Annotated in this window: 17 protein-coding genes and 2 pseudogenes; 10 read left to right on the forward strand and 9 right to left on the reverse strand. The window is 73.0% G+C overall.

Going from position 1 to position 19,067, the window contains the following annotated elements; genetic code table 11:
* Positions 1–3 precede the first annotated feature (3 nt).
* The 6 genes from VG276_25410 to VG276_25435 are packed head-to-tail and all read left to right on the forward strand — an operon-like array spanning position 4 to position 5,484.
* Positions 4–954, forward strand: a complete 951-nt coding sequence (locus VG276_25410) for a mycofactocin-associated electron transfer flavoprotein alpha subunit (GenBank protein ID HEV8652631.1) — start codon at positions 4–6, stop codon at positions 952–954.
* Positions 947–2,473 carry an FAD-dependent oxidoreductase gene (locus VG276_25415; protein HEV8652632.1) on the forward strand — a complete coding sequence of 509 codons (1,527 nt, stop codon included), beginning with the start codon at positions 947–949 and terminating at the stop codon, positions 2,471–2,473. Before VG276_25410 ends, VG276_25415 begins: the two co-directional genes overlap by 8 nt.
* Positions 2,470–2,775, forward strand: coding sequence for a 4Fe-4S dicluster domain-containing protein (locus VG276_25420; protein ID HEV8652633.1), 306 nt, complete (start codon positions 2,470–2,472; stop codon positions 2,773–2,775). The genes VG276_25415 and VG276_25420 overlap by 4 nt, the downstream gene beginning before the upstream one ends.
* Positions 2,772–3,647, forward strand: a complete 876-nt coding sequence (locus VG276_25425; protein HEV8652634.1) for a mycofactocin-associated electron transfer flavoprotein beta subunit — start codon at positions 2,772–2,774, stop codon at positions 3,645–3,647. Before VG276_25420 ends, VG276_25425 begins: the two co-directional genes overlap by 4 nt.
* Complete coding sequence (mftE, locus tag VG276_25430; protein HEV8652635.1) at positions 3,644–4,606, forward strand: mycofactocin biosynthesis peptidyl-dipeptidase MftE; 963 nt, start codon at positions 3,644–3,646, stop codon at positions 4,604–4,606. Before VG276_25425 ends, mftE begins: the two co-directional genes overlap by 4 nt.
* Entirely contained in the window at positions 4,603–5,484 is an 882-nt protein-coding gene (locus VG276_25435) for a mycofactocin-coupled SDR family oxidoreductase (GenBank protein ID HEV8652636.1), read from the forward strand. Before mftE ends, VG276_25435 begins: the two co-directional genes overlap by 4 nt.
* A 127-nt stretch (positions 5,485–5,611) precedes the next feature.
* Here the strand turns inward: VG276_25435 and VG276_25440 are convergent, their stop codons facing one another.
* The 4 genes from VG276_25440 to VG276_25455 form a co-directional block, all read right to left on the reverse strand.
* The gene (locus VG276_25440; GenBank protein HEV8652637.1) at positions 5,612–7,555 is read right to left on the reverse strand and encodes an AAA family ATPase; all 1,944 of its coding nucleotides are present in this window, start codon (positions 7,553–7,555) and stop codon (positions 5,612–5,614) included.
* Complete coding sequence (locus VG276_25445; GenBank protein ID HEV8652638.1) at positions 7,552–8,664, reverse strand: NDMA-dependent alcohol dehydrogenase; 1,113 nt, start codon at positions 8,662–8,664, stop codon at positions 7,552–7,554. Before VG276_25445 ends, VG276_25440 begins: the two co-directional genes overlap by 4 nt.
* Before the next feature lie 246 nt (positions 8,665–8,910).
* A complete protein-coding gene (locus tag VG276_25450; GenBank protein ID HEV8652639.1) occupies positions 8,911–9,771 on the reverse strand; it encodes an LLM class F420-dependent oxidoreductase in 861 nt (286 codons plus the stop codon).
* A complete protein-coding gene (locus VG276_25455; GenBank protein ID HEV8652640.1) occupies positions 9,768–11,261 on the reverse strand; it encodes a leucyl aminopeptidase in 1,494 nt (497 codons plus the stop codon). The genes VG276_25450 and VG276_25455 overlap by 4 nt, the downstream gene beginning before the upstream one ends.
* A 109-nt stretch (positions 11,262–11,370) precedes the next feature.
* Here VG276_25455 and VG276_25460 point away from each other — a divergent pair, with 109 nt between their 5' ends.
* Complete coding sequence (locus tag VG276_25460; protein ID HEV8652641.1) at positions 11,371–11,691, forward strand: cupin domain-containing protein; 321 nt, start codon at positions 11,371–11,373, stop codon at positions 11,689–11,691.
* A 4-nt stretch (positions 11,692–11,695) separates the two neighbouring features.
* Here VG276_25460 and VG276_25465 read toward each other — a convergent pair whose 3' ends face one another.
* Positions 11,696–12,166: a helix-turn-helix domain-containing protein gene (locus tag VG276_25465; protein ID HEV8652642.1), complete on the reverse strand. Its 471-nt coding sequence runs from the start codon at positions 12,164–12,166 to the stop codon at positions 11,696–11,698.
* A 130-nt stretch (positions 12,167–12,296) separates the two neighbouring features.
* On the opposite strand from VG276_25465, the gene VG276_25470 reads away from it, so the two are divergent.
* Positions 12,297–12,866, forward strand: coding sequence for a YceI family protein (locus VG276_25470; GenBank protein ID HEV8652643.1), 570 nt, complete (start codon positions 12,297–12,299; stop codon positions 12,864–12,866).
* A gap of 9 nt (positions 12,867–12,875) precedes the next feature.
* On the opposite strand, the pseudogene VG276_25475 reads toward VG276_25470, so the two are convergent.
* A pseudogene (locus tag VG276_25475) lies at positions 12,876–13,070 on the reverse strand (amidase family protein).
* Between the two features lie 123 nt (positions 13,071–13,193).
* Positions 13,194–15,317, reverse strand: coding sequence for a recombinase RecA (gene recA, locus VG276_25480; protein HEV8652644.1), 2,124 nt, complete (start codon positions 15,315–15,317; stop codon positions 13,194–13,196).
* Positions 15,318–15,526: 209 nt separating this feature from the next.
* Here recA and VG276_25485 point away from each other — a divergent pair.
* Positions 15,527–16,198: pseudogene (locus VG276_25485) on the forward strand (transposase).
* Positions 16,199–16,426: 228 nt separating this feature from the next.
* Here the strand turns inward: VG276_25485 and VG276_25490 are convergent.
* The gene (locus VG276_25490; GenBank protein ID HEV8652645.1) at positions 16,427–16,693 is read right to left on the reverse strand and encodes a DUF4193 family protein; all 267 of its coding nucleotides are present in this window, start codon (positions 16,691–16,693) and stop codon (positions 16,427–16,429) included.
* 508 nt (positions 16,694–17,201) lie between these two features.
* On the opposite strand from VG276_25490, the gene VG276_25495 reads away from it, so the two are divergent.
* Positions 17,202–18,302, forward strand: a complete 1,101-nt coding sequence (locus tag VG276_25495; GenBank protein ID HEV8652646.1) for an IS110 family transposase — start codon at positions 17,202–17,204, stop codon at positions 18,300–18,302.
* Between the two features lie 466 nt (positions 18,303–18,768).
* Here VG276_25495 and VG276_25500 read toward each other — a convergent pair.
* A partial coding sequence (locus VG276_25500) for a VOC family protein (GenBank protein HEV8652647.1) occupies positions 18,769–19,067 on the reverse strand: 299 nt, incomplete at its 5' end.

Genomic DNA, 19,067 nt, shown 5'->3' on the forward strand with positions numbered 1-19,067 from the left:
GTCGTGCGGGAGCAGGCGGTGATCGCCGTCGTGCCGGTGCGGGCCGGCATCCTGCCGCTCGGCGCCGACGAGACCGTGGCCGAGGCGGGTGGCGCGGCCCTGGTCGTCGGCGAAGATGCCGCGGCGGCGGCCGGGGAGCTGACCGCCACCCGGGCGCCGGTCCGGGCGGCCGAGGCCGGCCCGTTCCGGGCCGGGGCGTGGGCGGCGGCGCTCGCGCCGCTGCTGGCCGGGGAGGCAGTGGTCGTCCTGCCCGCCTCGCCAGACGGCCGCGACCTGGCCCCCCGGCTGGCCGCGGCCCTCGGGCGCCCGCTGCTGGCCGGGGCGGTGCGGGTCGAGGTGGGCAGGGTCGTGCTCGCCCGCCACCGCGGGCTGGTCGCCGACGAGGTCGCCGTGGACCGGCCGGTGGTCGCCACCCTGCAGCCGGGGGTGAGAGGCGTGGAGCCCGGCCCGGCCGGCCGGCACCCGGTCGAGCCGCTCGAGCTGGCCCTGGCTGGCGGCCACGACGCCGAGCCGCTGGAGCTGCTGCCGCCCGACCCGGCCACCATGGACCTGGCCGAGGCACCCCGGATCGTGGCCGGTGGCCAGGGCCTGGGCGGCCCCGAGGCGTTCGCGGTGCTCGGGCGGGTGGCCCAGGCCCTGGGCGCCTCCCTGGGCGCGACCCGGGTGGCCACCGACCAGGGCTGGGCGTCGGCCGAGCGCCAGATCGGCACCACCGGCGTGACCGTGGACCCGCGGCTCTACGTGGGCGTCGGCATCTCCGGAGCGGTGCAGCACGTCGCTGGCCTCGGCCGCCCCGACCACGTGATCGCGGTCAACACCGACCCGAGCTGCCCGATGATGGCCATGGCCGACCTCGCCGTCGTGAGCGACGCCCCCGCGTTCGTCGCCGAGCTCGCCGCCCGCCTGGGCACGGCCGCGCCCGCGGGCGCCCGCGCAGGAGGCGCCAATGGCTGAGACCGTGCCGTCGTTGCTGGCCCAGGGCGCTGCCGCGACCAGAGCGGCGGCTCACCTCCCGCCGGCGGCTCACCTCCCACCGGCGGCCCACCTCCCGTCAGTGGCCCACCTCCCACCGGCGGCCCACCTCCCACTAGCGGCTCACCTCCCACTAGCGGCCCACCTCCCACCGGCGGCCCAGAGCGCCGACGCGACGCAGTCCGCGACCCGACCCGCGGCCGAAGGCTTCGACGTGGTCGTGGTCGGGGCGGGGCCGGCCGGGTCGGCCGCCGCCCTCACCCTGGCCCGGGCCGGGGTGCGGGTCTGTCTGGTGGAGCGGGGGCCGTTCCCGGGCGCGAAGAACATGTACGGCGGGGTCCTGTACGGCCGCGTGCTCGACGGGCTGCTCCCAGGCTGGTGGCAGGAGGCCCCGGTGCAGCGCTGGGTCACCCGCCGGGCCACCATGGTGGTCACCCCCACTCAGAGCCTCACGGTCGACTTCCGCACCACCGCCTGGGGCGAGCCGCCCTACAACGGCGCCACCGTCTACCGGTCCGACCTCGACGCCTGGCTGGCCGCGAAGGCCGAGGCGGCCGGAGCGGTGCTGCTCTGCTCGACGACCGTCACGGGCCTGACCCGTGGCCCGACCGGCCAAGTGACCGGGGTGCGGACCGACCGTCCCGACGGCGACCTGCCAGCCCGGGTGGTCGTCGCCTGCGACGGCGTGAACTCGCTCCTGGCCAAGGAGGCCGGCCTCTACCGCCATCCCGAGCCCGAGCACTTCACCCTGGGCGTCAAGGAGGTCCTGGCCCTGCCCAGGCAGGACATCGAGGCACGCTTCGGGCTGGCCGGCCGGGAAGGGACCGACATCGAGATCCTCGGGTGCACGGGCGACGTCCCGGGCGGCGGCTTCCTCTACACCAACCTCGACACGATCGCCGTGGGGGTGGTGCTCCAGCTCCCCGGGCTGGCCTCCTCGGGCCGGCGGCCCGAGGAGCTGATCGCCGGCCTCAAGGCCCACCCGGCGGTCGCCCCGCTGGTGGTTGGAGGACAGCTCAAGGAGTACTCGGCCCACCTGATCCCCGAAGGCGGCTGGGACATGCTCCCCGACCTGGCCGCCGACGGGCTGCTGGTGGCCGGGGACGCCGCCGCCCTCTGCCTGGCCACCGGGATCTGGCTCGAGGGGGTCAACTACGCCATCGCCTCCGGCGCGGCGGCCGGGGAGGCGGCCGCCGCGGCGCTGGCGTCCGGGGACACGTCCGCCGCCGGGCTGGCCGGCTACCGGCACCGGCTCGAGTCGAGCTTCGTGCTCGCCGACTTCAAGCGGCTGCGCCGCGCGCCCGGCCTGGTGCTCTCCGAGCGCGTGCAGCGCCGCTACCCGCAGATCGCCTGCAACCTGGTGGAGCGCCTGTTCACCGTGGACAACCCGAACCCCAAGCCGCGGCTGCTGGCCGCCGGCCGGGCCGAGCTGCGCCGCTCGGCCGTGCGTGCGCGCGACCTCGCCCGCGACGCCTGGACCGCCCTGCGGGCGTTCGGATGACCCGCCCCGACCGCTCCTGGCCCGAGGTCGGCTTCGACGACCGCATGGCCACCGTCGAGTTCCGGGTGTCGCCCAAGGCCCACATCGTGGTCGACGGCGACGCCTGCCGCGGCTGCACGACCAGGGAGTGCGTCACCGCCTGCCCGGCCAGCCTGTTCGTGGCCATTGCCGATGGCGGGGTGCTGTTCAACTACGAGGAGTGCTTCGAGTGCGGTACCTGCTACATGGTCTGCAACACCGAGGGAGCCATCTCGTGGAGCTACCCGGAGGGTGGCCACGGCGTCGTGTTCCACCGCTCGTGAGCGGGCCGCGGGTCGGGGTCGCCATGAAATGGGTGCCGCTGCGGGTCGAGGTCGACCCGCTGACCGGGGCGGTCGCCGCCGACCCGCGCAGCTCGGGCGCTTCGGGTGCCGACCTTGCCGCGCTCGAGTGGGGGTTGCGGCTGGCCGAGGCGTGGGGTGGCGAGGTCCTGGTCGCGAGCGCTGGCCCGACCGAGGCGGACGGGCTGCTCAGGGAGGCGCTCGCCGCCGGCGCGGCCCGGGCGGTCCGCTGCGAGCTGCCCGCCGGCGCGCCCGGCGTGCTGCCCGCCGGCGCGCCCAGCGAGCTGGTCGCCGCCGCCCTGGCCGCCGCGTTCGCGGGCGTGGCGGTGGTGGTCTGCGGCGACTGGAGCCTCGACCGCGGATCCGGTTCGGTCCCGGCGTTCCTGGCCGCCCGGCTGGGCGCCGCCCAAGCCCTCGGGCTGGTCGCGTTGTGGCCCGAGGCGCCCGGCGTGGTCCGGGCCGAGCGCCGCCTCGACCTCGGGCGACGCGAGGTGCTCCGGGTCCGGGCGCCGGCCGTGCTCTCGGTCGAGGGCGCCACCGCCCACCTGCGCCGGGCGTCCCTCCCAGCCATGCTCCGGGCGCGCGACGCGGCCGTCGAGCACCTGCCCGCACCGGTCCCCGACCCGGTCGCCGCCGGGATACCCGAGCCGCCCGGCCCGATCCGGCGCGGCCCTTATCGGCCCCGGCCCCGTGTCCTGCCCGGGCCCGACCCCGGCGCGAGCGCCCGCGAGCGGATCCTCGCCCTTACCGGTGCCGAGACCGGGCGTACCCCGCCGCAGACCGTGCGGCTCGACCCCGGCCCCGCCGCAGACCGCGTCCTGGCCCAGCTCCGCACCTGGGGCTACCTCGAATGACCGGCCTGGCCGCCCGTACCTGGCCCGAGGTGGCGGCGCGGGCGGGCGCCGTGCTCGCCCTGCCCTTGGGCTCGACCGAGCAGCACGGCCCCCACCTCCCGCTCGACACCGACACCCGGGTGGCGGTCGCCCTGGCCGAGCGGCTGGCCGCACGCCGCCCGGACGTGCTGGTCGCGCCCGCCCTGCCCTACGGGTCGAGCGGCGAGCACGCCGGCTTCGCGGGCACGATCTCCATCGGCCGGGCCGCCCTGGAGCTCGCCCTGGTCGAGCTGGTCCGCTCGCTCGGCCCCGAGTTCCGGGCCGCCGTGCTTGTCGTCGGCCACGGCGGCAACGCCGCGCCGGTGGCCGCCGCCCGGGACCTCCTCGCACGCGAGGGCCGGCAAGTGGTGGCCTGGCTCGCCCGCCCGCCGGCACCGCGGCCGAGCACCCACAGCCCGCGGGCTCCCGGCTCCCCGGAGGCTCAGCTTGAGAGAACGCGCCGCCGATACTCGACCGCGGTTCCAGGCGGCGACGCGCACGCCGGGCGGACCGAGACCTCGCTGCTGCTCGCCCTGGCCCCGGACGCCGTCCGCCTCGACCTCGCCGCGGCCGGGGCCACCCGCCCGCTCGAGGAGCTGATGGGCGTCCTGGCCAGCTCCGGCGTGCGCGCGGTCTCCCCGAACGGCGTGCTCGGCGACCCGGCCGGCGCGTCCGCGGCCGAGGGCCGCCGCCTCCTCGCCGACCTGGCCGACGACCTCTGCCGCACCGTCGAGGCCGAGCTGGGCCCGCCCTGGCCGCCTGGAACGCGTCCGGCCGTCCAGGCCGGCGGCGCGTTCGCGCCGGCGCCGACGGACGGGACGGGGTCGTCGCCAGCCCCAGGGCGGAACCCGTCGCCAGCCCCAGGGCGGAACCCGTCGCCGGTACCCGGCGCTCGCTCCGGGCCCGAGGACGCTCGCTCCGGGCCTGAGGCGACCCCATGACCGGGGACGTGACCGGGAGGCCGGGCACGGACAGGTCGGGCGACGGGCGGGTCGCGGTCGTGACCGGGGCGGCCAGGGGGCTCGGGGCGGCCACGGCGCTCGCGCTCGCGCGTGGAGGGTGGCGGCTGGTGCTGGTCGACCGCTGCGCCGACGACCCTGCCGTGCGCTACGCCCTCGCCTCGGCGGCCGACCTCGAGCGCACTGCCGCCGCCTGCCGGGCGGCCGCCGGTGACCCCGGCCGGGTCGTGGCCCGGGCCGGCGACGTGCGCATCCAGGGCGACCTGGACGCCGCCGTGGTCACGGCGGTGGACGGTTTCGGCGGCCTCGACGCGGCCGTGGCCGCCGCCGGGGTGCTGGCCGGGGGCTCGCCGGCCTGGGAGACGACCGACCAGACCTGGGACGCCGTCCTCGACGTCGACCTCGGCGGGGTATGGCGGCTGGCCCGGGCCGCGGTCCCCGCCCTGCTCGCCCGGCCCGCGCCGAGAGACGGCCGCTTCGTCGCCGTATCGTCGGCGGCCGGGGTCGGCGGCCTGCCCCTGCTCGCCGCCTACAGCGCGGCCAAGCACGGCGTGCTCGGGCTCGTGCGCAGCCTCGCCGCCGACCTGGCCGGCAGCGGCGTCACCGCCAACGCCGTCTGCCCCGGCTCGATGGACACCGCCATGCTCGCCGCGTCCGCGGAGCTCTACGGCGTGCCCGGCCCGGGCGCGTTCGCCCGCCACCACCTGCTCGGCCGCCTCCTCGACCCGGCCGAGGTGGCCGCCATGATCGCCTGGCTCTGCTCCCTCGAGGCGGCCGGCCTGACCGGCGCGGCCGTCCCGGTCGACGCCGGCATGACCGCCGTCAGCGCCTGGTCCCCCGACCCGGGCTGGCCGGAGTGAGGGTATTCGCTCGCGGAGCGGTCGCGGCGACCAGTTCGGTTGGAGGCCAGGCTGGTCGGGGGCGGGTGATCGGGATGTCGGATGCGGCGATGAGGCAGCGGTTCGGGGCCACCCCGGCACGACCCGCTCAGCCGAGCAGGCTGGTGAGGGCGGCGGGGAGTGCCGTGGGGCTCTCGACGCGCAGGTAGCGGCCGCCGGAGCGGTGGGCGAGGGTGGTGCCCGCCTGGACCGCGTCGGGGTCGGTGGTGGTGCCCAGCACGTGGACCGGGCCGAGGCCGGCCACACGGTGCAGCGGGTCGGACCCGGCCGTGGCCAGGCAGTCGGAGAGGAGCAGGACGAGGCGCTCGCCGGCGGGTGCCCGGGCGAGCTGGCGCCCGGCTGTGGCCAGGGCCAGGGCGAGGTCGGTGGTGCCGCTGCCTCGCAGCGCGAGCACGTCGCCGACCAGGTCGGCGGGGGCGCGGGGGTGGCCTTGCTCCTGCAGCACGAAGGCGTCGCCGGCGAACGCGACCACGCTGCAGTCGGCGCGGTCCCCCGACGCCAGCACGACCGACGCGGCGGCCATGGCGGCCATCGCGACCCCGGCGCCGCGCATCGAGCCGCTCCGGTCGATCAGCAGGCAGACGGCCCGGCCGGGCGCCCGCCAGCGCCTGGTGACCAGCTCGTCGGGCCGGTGCGGGCGACCCCCGGCCCGTTCCAGGCTGCGCTCGAGGTCCAGGTCGCCGTCGGCCACGGCGACGACCGGGACCAGGCGGCGCGCGCCCCGCCGGGCCGGGGCGCCGGCCCGGCCGGCGCGCAGGAACACCCGAGCCGCGAGCCGCAGGGCGAGCCGGCGCAGCTCCGGGTCGGTGGCCTGGGTGAGGTCGCAGAGCAGGGCCAGAGCGGCGTCGGCGTCCTCGTCCCGCAGGCGCTCGAAGGCCGCCTCGTCGAGCCGGCCCACCGCCGGCGAGACCCGCCGCAGCCCCGGGTGGGCCGCGTCGAGGTCGGCCCGGCTGCGCGTGCGCCTGGCTGCCTGCCGGAGCGCGCCGCGCGCCTCCTCGCCCTCGAGCACCCGGCCGCGCCGCCCGCTCCCGGCTGCTGCGGCCGGGCCGGCAGCCGGGTCAGTTCGGTTTGCCGGGTCGCGTCCGCCCCGCCCCTCTGCCAGGAGGTCGTCGAGCAGCTCCCCGACGACCTCCTCGGGCGTGCGGCTGCTGCCGTCCTCGAGCCGGATCCGGCCCGAGAGCGCGGCCAGGGCCGCATCGCGCAGGACCGCCCGGCTGGTGGCCGGCTCCTGGCGCAGCTCGGCGAGACCCCGGGCCAGGTGGACGAGGTCGATCGCGCCGCGCACCGAGGAACCGGCCCGGACCTCGGGATGGCGCCGGGACGCACGCACGAGCGCGACGGCCAGCCGGACGAGCTCGCCACCGGCCCTGGCGACCAGCTCGACGATCCGCCGCTCACCCGCCTCGTCCTGGTAGGTGAGGGCGATCCGGCACATGCGGTCGTAGACCGCCTGGCTCACCCGTGCCGTGCCCACCGCGTCGAACGGGTTCATCGCCGCGATCAGCCGGAAGCCCGGCCCGGCGCGCACCCGCCCGACCCGGGGCACGTGGATCTCCCCTTCGGCGAGCGCGGTGATGAGGACGTTGAGGGTCTCCTCGGGGACCCGGTTCAGCTCCTCGACGTAGAGCAGGGCGCCGTCCCGCATCGCGGTCACGAGCGGCCCCTCGACGAACGCCTCCGGGCGGTAGCCGGCCTCCAGCACCAGGGCCGGGTCGTGGGAGCCGACCAGCCGGGCCGGGGTCAGCTCGGCGTTGCCCTCGACGAAGGCGAGCCCGAGCCCGGCCTCGTCGGCGATCACCCGCAGCAGGGTCGACTTGCCGGTGCCCGGCGGTCCCTCGAGCACGACGTGGCGTCCGGTGGCGAGCGCGACCGCGAGCACCTCCGCCTCGCGCCGGAGCCCGACGATGTCCCGCTCGATCCGGGCCAGCAGACCAGCCCCGGCGGGCACGCCCCACACCCCGCCCCCGCCGTCCGCCGGCCGGGCACGGGTGGGCGGGTCCTGCCCGCCCGCTGGCGCTCCGGCTGCGCTCAATGCGAGTGGACCATGACGCCGCGGACGTTCTTGCCGTCCAGCAGGTCCTGGTAGCCCTGGTTGACCTCGTCGAGGGTGTATCGCTTGGTGATCAGCTCGTCCAGCTTGACCTGGCCGGCCCGGTACAGGTCGAGCAGCTTCTTGATGTCGTACTGGGGGTTGGAGTTGCCGAACAGCGTGCCCACGACCTCCTTCTGGAACAGGGTGAGCACGGCGCCCGAGAGCTGGATGGTCAGTTTGGTCGGGTCGGCGAGCCCGGTGACGACCACCCTGCCACCCTTGCGGACGGCGTTGAACGCCTCCTGGACCACCTGCTCGTCGACGATGTCGACGGTCACGATCGCCTTGTCGGCGCCGACGCCCAGGGTGAGGTCGCCGATCAGGGACTGGGCCTCCTCGCCGCTGGCTGTGGTGTGGGTGGCCCCGAACTCCTCGGCCTTCTCGCGCTTGTTGGGCAGCGGGTCGACCGCGACCACGTTCTTCGCCCCGGCGTGCACCGCGCCCTGGACGGCGTTGATGCCGATGCCGCCGATCCCGTAGATCACGATCGTGTCGCCGGGCGCGGTCTTGGCCGCGTACACCGCCGACCCCCACCCGGTGGGCACGCCGCAGCCGACGAGCACGGCCGTCTCGAGCGGCAGGTCCTCGTCGACCTTGACCACCGAGGTCTCGGAGATCGTGGCGTACTGGGAGAACGTGCCGATCATGCACATCGCGCCGAGGTCCTTGCCGCCCTGGTGGAAGCGGAAGGTGCCGTCGGGCATGCACCCCTCGAGGATGGTCGCGCCCAGGTCGCAGAGGTTCTGCTGGCCGGTGGAGCACCAGCGGCAGTGGCCGCAGGAGGGGATGAACGAGCAGACGACGTGGTCGCCCGGCTTGACCTTGGTGACCCCGGGGCCGACCTCCTCGATGATGCCGGCGCCCTCGTGCCCGCCCACGATCGGGAAGCGGGGGACGATGTCGCCGTGGCGCAGGTGCTCGTCGGAGTGGCACAGGCCGGCGGCCACGTAACGGATCAGGACCTCGTTGGCCTTGGGCGGGTCGAGGTCGAGCTCGGTCACCTCCCAGTCCTTGCCCAGCTCCCACAGGACCGCTGCCTTGGTCTTCATGACCTGGCCTCCTTGCGCCTGGGGGCGGCCGCATGGCCGCCGGTGGCCGTGGCGACGGGTCCTCGCCGCCCGCGACCTCGTACGAGGTCATCCCCAGAGAAACCACGAATGCACGCAGGGAGCAAGACGGCGTTCCGTTCCGCTCCGCTCTGGACGGCGCCGACCAGAGTTCATCGGCTGACACGCTTGGTACCTCCGCGGAATGTGCTCGTCCGTTCGGACAGCCAGGGGTTGACCCGCCTGGCGTTACCCCACCCGGTCCATGACCCGCTCGCGGAAGCGGCCGAACCTGGCCCGCAGGGACTCGAGGTCGCCGACGGCCGAGATCGTCATCCGGGCCACGCCCAGGTCGGCGAGGCGGGCCACGGCCTCCGGGTCCCTGGGCGCGCCGCAGGTGACCTCCAAAGCGTCCGGGTCGCGGCCAGCGTCCCGGGCGGTGTCGCGCGCGATCCCGACCAGGCGGGCCACCTCGTCCACGTCGCCGCTGGCCGGGAAGAACCCGTCGCCGACGCGGCCGGCGCGGCGCGCGGCCGCCTCGCTGTGGCCACCGACCACGACCGGGATCCCGTCCGGCTGCAGCGGCTTGGGGTAGCTCTTGGCCTTGGCGAACGACACGAAGCGGCCGGCGAAGGTCGGCTCCGGCTCGGTCCAGAGGGTGCGCAGGGCCGCGATGTACTCCTCGGTGCGCGCGCCGCGCTCCGGCCAGGGCACGCCCAGAGCGTCGAACTCCTCCCGGAGCCAGCCGACGCCGACCCCGAGGATGAGCCGCCCGCCGGACAGCACGTCGAGGGTGGCCGCCTCCTTGGCCAGCAGCACCGGGTTGCGCTGGGGCAGGATGAGAATCCCGGTGGCCAGCCGGATCCGGACGGTGGCGGCCGCCACGAATGCCAGCCAGATCAGCGGGTCGGGGATGGGGACGTCCTCGCCGCCAGGGAGCCGGCCGTCGCGGGAGTACGGGTAGCTGGAGCCGAAGCCAGCCGGGATCACGGCGTGCTCGACAGTCCAGAGGGTGTCGAAGCCGGTCTCCTCGGCCAGACCCGCGAGGGCGACCGCGTGCCCGGGGTCGGCGCCCGGACCCGAGTTGGTGTAGGTGGCCCCGAACCTCACGACGAGCTGCCGCGCCGTTCCAGCCAGGAGAGCAGGGTGCGCACGCTTGCGCCGGTCGAGCCCTTTGGGATGTAGCCGTCCTCGGCCTCGGACCGGGACGGCCCGGCGATGTCCAGGTGGACCCAGGGCCGGTCGTCCACGAACTCCTTGAGGAACAGGCCGGCGGTGAGAGCGCCGCCCCAGCGCTGGCCGACGTTCTTGAGGTCGGCGATGTCGCTGACGACCTCCTTGTGGTACTCGTCGGGCAGGGGAAGCCGCCAGGCCGGCTCGCCGGCGTCGGCCGCCGCGTCGAGCAGCTCGGCCGCGAGCGCGTCGTCGTTGCTCATCAGCCCCGCGTAGCGCATGCCCAGGGCGACCATGCAGGCGCCGGTGAGGGTGGCCACGTCGACGATGGCGTCGGGCTTGGCCGCCGCGCCCAGGGCGAGCGCGTCGGCCATCACCAGGCGCCCCTCGGCGTCGGTGTTGAGGACCTCCACGGTCTTGCCGTTCTTCATGGTGAGCACGTCGCCGGGCCGGATCGCGTGCCCGGAGGGCATGTTCTCGGCCGAGGCGAGGTAGCCGGTGACCGCCACGTCCACGCCGAGGTCGGCCAGCACGCTCATGACGCCGATGATCACGGCCGCCCCGGACATGTCGGTCTTCATCCCGCCCATGGAGTCGGCCGGCTTGAGCGACAGGCCGCCGGAGTCGAAGGTGATGCCCTTGCCGACCAGGACCACGCGGCTCCTGGCGCCTTCGGGCTCGTAGGTCATCTCGATCAGCCGGGGCGGGTTGTCGGCGCCCTGGCCGACGCCCAGGATGCCGCCGAAGCCCTCCCGGGCCAGCGCCTTCTCGTCCTTGACCTTCACGCTGACGTGCTTGCCGGCGAGCCTTCGGGCGGCCTCGGCGAGGTCGGCCGGGTGCAGGTTGTTGGCGGGCTCGTTGGACAGGTCGCGGGCCAGGTTGGTGGCGGTGGCGCGCGCCTCGCCGGCGGCCACCGCAGCGGTCAGGTCGGCCTTCTTGCCGTCGCCGGCGGCCACCACCAGGCTCTGCAGCCGGCTCCGGAGCGCGCTCCCGTCGGACTTGGCCTTGTACTTGTCGAACCGGTAGGCGGCCAGGTGAGCACCCTCGGCGACGGCCCGGGCAGCCGCGGACGGGTCGGCGGGCAGGGCCTGAGCCAGGGTGGTGACCGCCTTCTTGGCGCCCCCGGCGTGGCGGACGACCGCGGCCGCGGCCCGGCGGAGCGCCTCGGCGTCGACCTTGCCGCGCTCGCCGAGACCGACCAGCACGAGCGTGGCTGCTGGGAGGCGGCCGAGGGTGGGCAGGACGACGACTTCGCCGGCCTTGCCCGTGAACCCCTGGGCGTCCAGCAGCGGGTCGAGCGGCGTGTCGAGCGCGGCCATGGCCTGCTCGGCGCCCGGGCCGAGGACGCGGTCCGCGAACACCGGGACGGCGAGCAGGTCGGCCTTGACCCCCACGGCATCTGACTTCCCCAGCGTCACCTTGAGCATCGGCCCTCCAGCCCCTGCGCGTGTGCATCCGAAGCCGACAGTCTAGTCTGGCCTGCGGCGACGTGAGGCGTTGACGCGCCTGGACCCGGGCGCAGGTGGAGGCGATGGGATGGAGCGCCGCAAGCTCTCCGACGCGATCGCGTTCGACGAGCGGCGGATGGCCAAGCACCGGCTGTTCGAGACCGACCGGACCCTCACCGACCTGTACTGCCTGGACCCGGGCCAGGAGCAGCTGCTCCACGTCCACGAGGAGTCCGACAAGGTGGTGCTGGTGCTGGCCGGCCGGGTCCTGGCCCGGGTCGACGGCGACACCGCCGAGCTGGGCCAGTACGAGCTGCTGCTAGCCCCGGCCGGGTCCAAGCACGCCCTCAAGAACCTCGGGCCGGATCCCGTGGTCCTGGTGGTGTTCGTCGGTCCCCGGCTCGGCTAGTTGCTCAGCTCTTGGCTGGTTGGTGGAGCCCCCTCGCGTCGTCGGCAGGATCGTGGGGAGCGTTGGGCTCGGGGTGACCGTTGAGGGAGGCGCTGAGCAGGGCGGACCGGCGGTCGTAGGCGGCCCGGGCGGTGTCGATGTCGGCCAGGTGCTCGTCGGCCCACTCCACCAGGCTGCGGACGGTGTCGAGCAGGGTACGGCCCATCGGCGTGAGCGCGTAGTCGACCCGGGGCGGGACGGTCGGGTGCACCGTGCGGGTGATGAGCCCGTCGCGTTCCAGCCCGCGCAGGGTGACGGTGAGCATGCGCTGGCTGATGCCGTCGATCATCCGGCGCAGGTCACGGAACCGCCTGGTGCCCCCGCCGAGCAGGTGGATGACGTACAGCGACCACTTGTCGCCGACGCGGTCGAGCACCTCGCGGGCCCGGCAGCCGCTCAGCGGTCCCGGGCCAGCGGCCGGGTCGGGTGCGTGCATGGTTCTCTCCAGGTAACCAAGGCACCTTGAAGTGCCGTCTTCCGGTCTGCCTCATGATCGCCCACCATGAGGCTGGTTACAAGAGAGAACCAGGCACGTAGGCGGAACCAGCACACGAGGGAGAACCAGCATGTCGAGCACCGCCGTCGAGATCCCCGGGTACATTGCCGGGACTTGGAGGATCGACCCCGTCCACTCCGACGTGGCCTTCACCGTCCGCCACATGATGGTCAGCAAGGTCCGCGGCCACTTCACCAAGGTGGAGGCCGACATCGTGCTCGCCCCCAACCCGCTGGACTCCTCCGCCACCGCCACGATCGACCCCAACTCGATCGACACCAATAACCCAATGCGCGACGACGACCTGCGCTCGTCCAACTTCTTCGAGGTCGACAAGTACCCGACGATCAATTTCCGCTCGACCGGCGTCCGCCACACCGAAGACGGGTTCGACCTCGACGGCGAGCTGACGATCCACGGGGTGACCCGGCCGGTGACGCTCGCCGTGGACGTGAACGGGTTCACCAAGGACCCCTATGGCGCCACCCGAGCCGGGTTCTCGGCCACGAGCGAGATCGACCGGAAGGACTTCAACATCACCACCAACATCCCCATGGACGGCGGCGGCGTGGTGATCGGCGACACCATCCAGCTGTTCATCGAAGTGGAGGCGATCCTGCAGCCACCGGCCCAGGCATAACCCGGACTGTTACCGCCCTAATTCAGCGAGGATCGCAGGCCAGCGGTCCCGCCATGGCGCCGCCGTCTCGAACGCCGCCGAGGCCCGCAACACCAGGGCGTCGTCCAGCCGGCGTCCCACGATCTGCATGCCGATGGGCAGGCCGTCCTGGGTGAACCCGGCCGGGACCGTCGCCGCCGGCTGACCGGTGAAGTTGAACGGGAACGGCGGCCGACGCCGCCTTGTCGCCGTCGAGGGGCGCCGCCACCGGCTGCACCCGCTTGGTCCCGACCGCCGCTCTCCTCCCGACCGCCATCAGGCCACTCCTCGCCGCCTCCCTGCCACCGGTCAGAGCGTGCCCTGGCCCTCGTCCCGGCGCTGCTCGGGCTCGGCGGGCTCCGCCGGCACGCCGACGCCGAGCTGGGCCTTGATCTTGTCCTCGATGTCGCGGGCCAGCTCCGGGTTGTCGCGAAGGAAGTTGCGGGCGTTCTCCCGCCCCTGCCCGAGTTGGTCGCCGTCGTAGGTGAACCAGGCCCCCGACTTCTTGATCAGCCCGACGTCGACCCCGACGTCCAGCAGGCTCCCCTCCCTGGAAATTCCCTGACCGTAGAGAATATCGAATTCCGCGGATTTGTAGGGAGACGCCACCTTATTCTTCACAACTTTTGCCCTAGTCCTATTTCCAACGACATCGGGGCCGTCTTTTAGCGATTCAATCCGGCGGACGTCGAGCCGGACCGAGGCATAGAACTTGAGCGCGCGGCCGCCCGGGGTCGTCTCCGGTGAGTTGTGCACGACCACACCGTCGGCCAGGTAGTTGTGGCTGCCCTCGACCTCGATGTCGAAGCGGTGGGTCGAGCCGTATGGTGGCTTCGGCTCAACGGCAAGTACTGGCATCGGCATCAGCTCGTCCCGCATCGGCGCAAAGACCGGCTCGACTTGAAACTGGCCGCGGTAGCGAGGCAGCAGCTTGTACTGCATGGACGGGTGGACGAAAGGCGCAATGAGGGCGTGCAGTTTGGCCGTCTCGTCCTTGGGAAAGATCAGCACGGCCTTGCCGGCGCGTTGGATCAACTTGGGCCGGATCCCCCAAGTGTCGGCCAGGTAGGCGAGCAGGCGAGTACGAGTCGAGGGTTCCATCGCTTGGATGCAGATCTCGGCCCGGCCGCTACCATCCCTTGTCCGCTTCTGGACGCCCTTTGCCCGGAGCGAGAAGGAACCGCCGTCCATATACCAAACGGCGAGCGACAGCGGCGTAAGCGACTTCAAGAAGTCATAACTGAAGACCTTCTTGCCGCCAATGTAGACGGCTTCCCGGAGTGGAGCCAGCTCGACCAGCGGCTGAACATCGTAGGACACCGCTCCGCTGGCGTTTGTGGACCGGGAGGCTCGCAAGTTGGCGAAGAGGAAGCCCTTCCAGTCGCAGTACTCCGCTTGGCGGATCCCATGGCCAAAGCGGTATCGGGCTGCAAGACCGTTCTGAGAAGGACTGAGGGCACTATCGCCCATCAGGCCACCCAACAGTACCTTCCACTGGAAACCAGAGAGGTGCTGGGCGACGACGTGCATAACTCGGTCACCGACGGCAAGTTCCTGGGCCTCCCGCCAGCCTCCCGGCGTTCTGATCTTGTGGTTCGGAGTGCACGCGAAGTACGAGCGGCCGCGGCGGTCAGGGCGGGCCACAGTGACCTTCAGGAAGTCGCGAGCGGGACCGTTGTCGAACCACTTGACGACGCGCTTAGGCACAACCGCGCCGATCTCTGGATCGTACGAGAGCACCTCCACCGGAAGCTTCTCAGCGACGATCTTACCGATTCGTTCCTGCTTACCGTTAGCAAGCGTTACACGTGTGTTCGCGTGAAAACAACCGAACAACACACCGATCTTCTCCCGTAATTGGTTGATGAAAATGGCGGTGGTTTTTGATTTGGAGATGGTACCGGAGAGCTTGCGGAGGGCCTGGCTCATGAGGCGGGCCTGGAGGCCGACGTGGGCGTCGCCCATCTCGCCCTCGATCTCGGCCCGGGGAACCAGCGCGGCCACCGAGTCGATCACGATCACGTCCAGGGCGCCGGAGCGAATCAGCATGTCGGCGATCTCCAGGGCCTGCTCGCCGGTGTCGGGCTGGGAGATCAGCAGCGCATCGGTATTGACGCCGAGGTTACGGGCGTAGGTCACGTCAAGGACGTGCTCGGCGTCGACGAAGGCGGCGATCCCGCCGGTGCGCTGCGCCTCGGCGATGACGTGCAGCGCCAGGGTGGTCTTGCCCGACGCCTCGGGGCCGAAGATCTCGACCACCCGGCCGCGCGGCACCCCGCCGATGCCGAGGGCGAGATCGAGGCCGAGACTCCCGGTCGAGATGGCCTGGACCGGGTCGGCCGGGCCGTCGATGCCCATACGCATGACCGAACCCTTGCCGAACCGCTTCTCGATCTGGAGCAAGGCGACTTCCAGTGCCTGCTCGCGTCCCACGGTCCCTCCCCGCATACCGTCGTTGCGGGCAGCAATATAGGACGCGGCCATAACAAGTCCCTTTCCCAGTCGCGTTGAGCCGGGCCGGCCCGAGTCGGCGAGCGCCGTACCACGAACACGTGTTCGATACAACGATCATAACCGGATCTGGGGAGGCTGGCGAGCGGCCGGGGACCTTCAGGATCGCCCGGCGGGTCGCCCGCGACCGGGTGCTCTCCACCGTCGACCCGCAGGCGCGCCATACCCGCAAGACCAGCGCGGCCCGCCGGGACGGCTACAACGCCCATGTCGCGGCCGAGCCGGAGTCCGGGCTGTTCACCGAGTGCGCGTTGACCGCAGCGAACGCCGCAGACGGGCCGACCGGCGTCCAGCTGCTCGACGACGAGGAGCCTGGCCTGGAAGTCCTGGGTGACTCGGCCTACAGCAGCGGGGAGACCCGCGCGGCGCTTCGGGCCGCCAAGCACACCCAGACGATCAAGCCGGCGCCGCTGGCTGCGGCGGTGCCGGGCGGGTTCACCAAGCACGACTTCACCATCGACCAGCAGGCGGGCACGGTCGGCTGCCCAGCCGGCTATCGGGTCCACATCACCGCGTCCGGGCAGGCCAGCTTCGGCATCCGCTGCCAGCGCTGCCCACTGCGGCAACGCTGCACGACCGCGACCGGCGGGCGCACGATCCACGTCCACCCGCACGAAGACGAGCTGCGCGCCGCCCGCCGCCGCGCGACCACCCGCGCGTTCGCCGACAGCTACCGGCGCTGGCGGCCGATGGTGGAACGGTCGATCGCCTGGCTGGTCGCCGACGGCTGCCGGCGGGTGCCCTACCACGGGATCCAGCGCAACCACATGTGGCTGTCGGTCCGGGTCGCCGCGCTGAACCTGCGCCGGCTGCTCATCCGGGCCTGGCCCGCCGGGACGAGGCCTGGGTGCTGGCCTGACCGGCCAGCCCAGCCACCACCCGGCCCAAACGCGATCCCCACCATAGCAAGCCGCCACATCCATCCGCGCGACCCACCACTGCACTGCTACAGAGATGACCGTCCGGACAGGATCAGCGATCTTCAGCGGCCTCTAGGAGGCGGCCGTGGCTTGTGCATCGCGCGAACGCCTTTAGGCGCAGTCGCGGCACAGCTGGCGCCGGCGGTCGGCGAGCTGGCTGCGGTGCTTCACGAGGAAGCAGCTCTTACACACGAACTCATTGTGCTGCACGGGCAGCACCTTGGTGGTGAGCGACTCGCGGGCCTCGTCGCGGCCGAGCGTGAGCAGCGCGTCGTCCTCGTCCTCGTCGTCGGTGACGGCGGGCTGGTCGGCCTTGGCGATCAGCTCCTCGAGGGAGGCCTCGACCTGACCCTCCTCCTCTTCCTCTGGCTCTGCCACGGTGATGCATCTCCTTGTAGATTCGCGCGTGGCGTCCCCGGGTAACGTGCGCTAGTTGGCGGTTGTTCCCAGGCACCGCGGCCGGGACGCTGGCAACGTCTGGGGTGCCGAGGGCTCTATGGGCGGTGGCTCCGGCCCGCCCGGGGCGTTCAGGGGTTACGACACGCACCGGCTGCATGCCATGGCGCCGGGGCTCGTGGGCTAGACCATCGAACGGGCCGGAGACCAACCCACAGCATGCCACCGAATCAACTGACCGAGCGGTCTGTGCGGCACTCCTGTGAATAACCTCCGACCTGCCCGGATGATATGTGACGGCCCACGGAAGACACGGTGCAGGACACTTGCACTCCGCGCGTGAACGGTGGCGAAGCGGCGAGGGCGGCCCGGGGGGACGCCTCGCCCCCGTCCGGCTGGCTCAGTCAGCATGGAACGGCCGGCTCCAGTCCGCATCTGCGTGGGTCACCCACACTGAGCGGGCGGAGCCAACATACGGAAGGAGCCGGCCGTGGCCAGTGTGTCGCATCTCACCCCGATCCATCTTGGCCTGGACGTGCACCGAGACACGATCTCGGTGGGGATCCTGGCCCCAGACCAGCAGGTCCCCGAGGTCGACCGGATCCCCCATGACGAACCGTCGGTGCGCAGGCTCGTTGGCCGTCTGGGTCATCCCCGCCGGCTGCGAGCCTGCTACGAGGCCGGCCCCACCGGGTTCGAGTTGGCCCGGCTGCTTGCCAGCATGGGGGTGCGCTGCGAGGTGATCGCCCCGTCGCTCATCCCCCGGGCGCTCGGTGACAAGGTCAAGACTGACAAGCGTGACTGCCGTCGGCTGGCTCGGCTGCACCGCGCCGGGGAGCTGATCGCCATTCGCATCCCGACCGTCCAAGAGGAGGCCGTCCGGGATCTGTGCCGCACCCGCGCCGATATGGTCGCTGACCGCACCCGCGCGCGGCACCGGCTGTCGAAGTTCCTGCTGCGCCACGGCCGCGTCTGGCGCGGTGGCGCCACCGCGTGGACCCAAGCGCACGAACGCTGGCTGCTGGCCCAGCAGTTCGACGAGCCCGCGCTGCGGGCGACCTACGCGCATTACCGGGTGGTGCTCCAAAGCCGCGACGTGCACCTGGACGCGATCGAAGCCGACCTTGCCGGCTGGTATGACCGGCCGCCCTTCGCCGAGCAGGTGGCCCCCTTGAGCGCCTACCGGGGCGTGACGCGGCTGGGCGCGCTCACGCTGGCCGCCGAGGTCTGCGACTGGCGCCGGTTCGCCCAGGCCAGCCAGTTCATGGGGTTTTGCGGGCTGGTGCCCAGCGAGTACTCCAGCGGCACCCAGACCCGCCGCGGGCATCTGACCAAGGCCGGCAACGCCCACCTGCGCGCCCAGCTGGTCGAGTCGGCCTGGTCCTACCAGCACCGGCCAGGGGTGGGCACCCAGATCGCCGGCCGCCAGCAGGGCCTGGACCCCCAAGTGATCGCGCGGGCGTGGGCAGCCCAGCTGCGGCTGTGCGGCCGGTTCCGCCGCCTGGCCGCCCGGAAGACCTCCAAGAACGTGGTGGTGGCCGCCATCGCCCGCGAGCTCGCCGGATTCTTGTGGGCCGAGATGACCGCATGAGCCTGTCGGATGCCCACCACGCCAACGCAGCTGCTCGGGATCGGCCGAGGAGGTGAGCTGATCTGTACGACGCGCCGGGGCGCCACCGTCGCAGGACCGATCCCCGTCAGTTCTATGCGCGCCGGCCTGGCCGGCGGCGTTCCTAGTCAGGGGCACCTTCCTGCGGATCGCCGACCTGCGGTCCCAACCCGCGTACATCAGTGTGGTGGTCTGCCGATCCACCATGCCCCGGCGCGTCGTGCCCACCCAACCGCTCGGCCACCACCGGGTGCGCTCCACTACCACCCCCACGCCAGCGAGCATCTCAAAGTCCAGCGCGGTCTGCGCTGCTGCCCCCTGCCCTGAAACCCAACCATCCACCAGGCAAGACGGTCCCTTGACAAGCCGTTCCACATCAGAGCTTTTGCGCCACTTGAGGTTGGCGGATGGTGGCGTGCTGGCCGGAGCTTCCCGGCCGATGACAGAGCTAGCCAGGGAGGTCCTCCGGGCGCTTGGCGGCGAGCTCGCCGTGCAACAAGCCGGTCGACTGGCCGACCTCGATGAGGTAGCCGTCCGGGTCCCGCAGGTAGCAGCGGATCTCCGCGCCGCGGTCGATCGGCGGCGTCACCAACTCGGCCCCCTTCGCCGTCCACTCCTCATAGCAGGCCCAGATGTCAGCGACCCGCAAGTTCAAGAAGATCGAAGTGGTGTCGCCGGGCTGGTAGTCCACCACCGAGATGCCCGGCTTGTCGGGGGTGGGCGGCCCGCCGGGGTTCATGATGATCC

The sequence above is a fragment of the Actinomycetes bacterium genome (assembly GCA_036000965.1).
Lineage (GTDB): Bacteria > Actinomycetota > CALGFH01 > CALGFH01 > CALGFH01 > DASYUT01.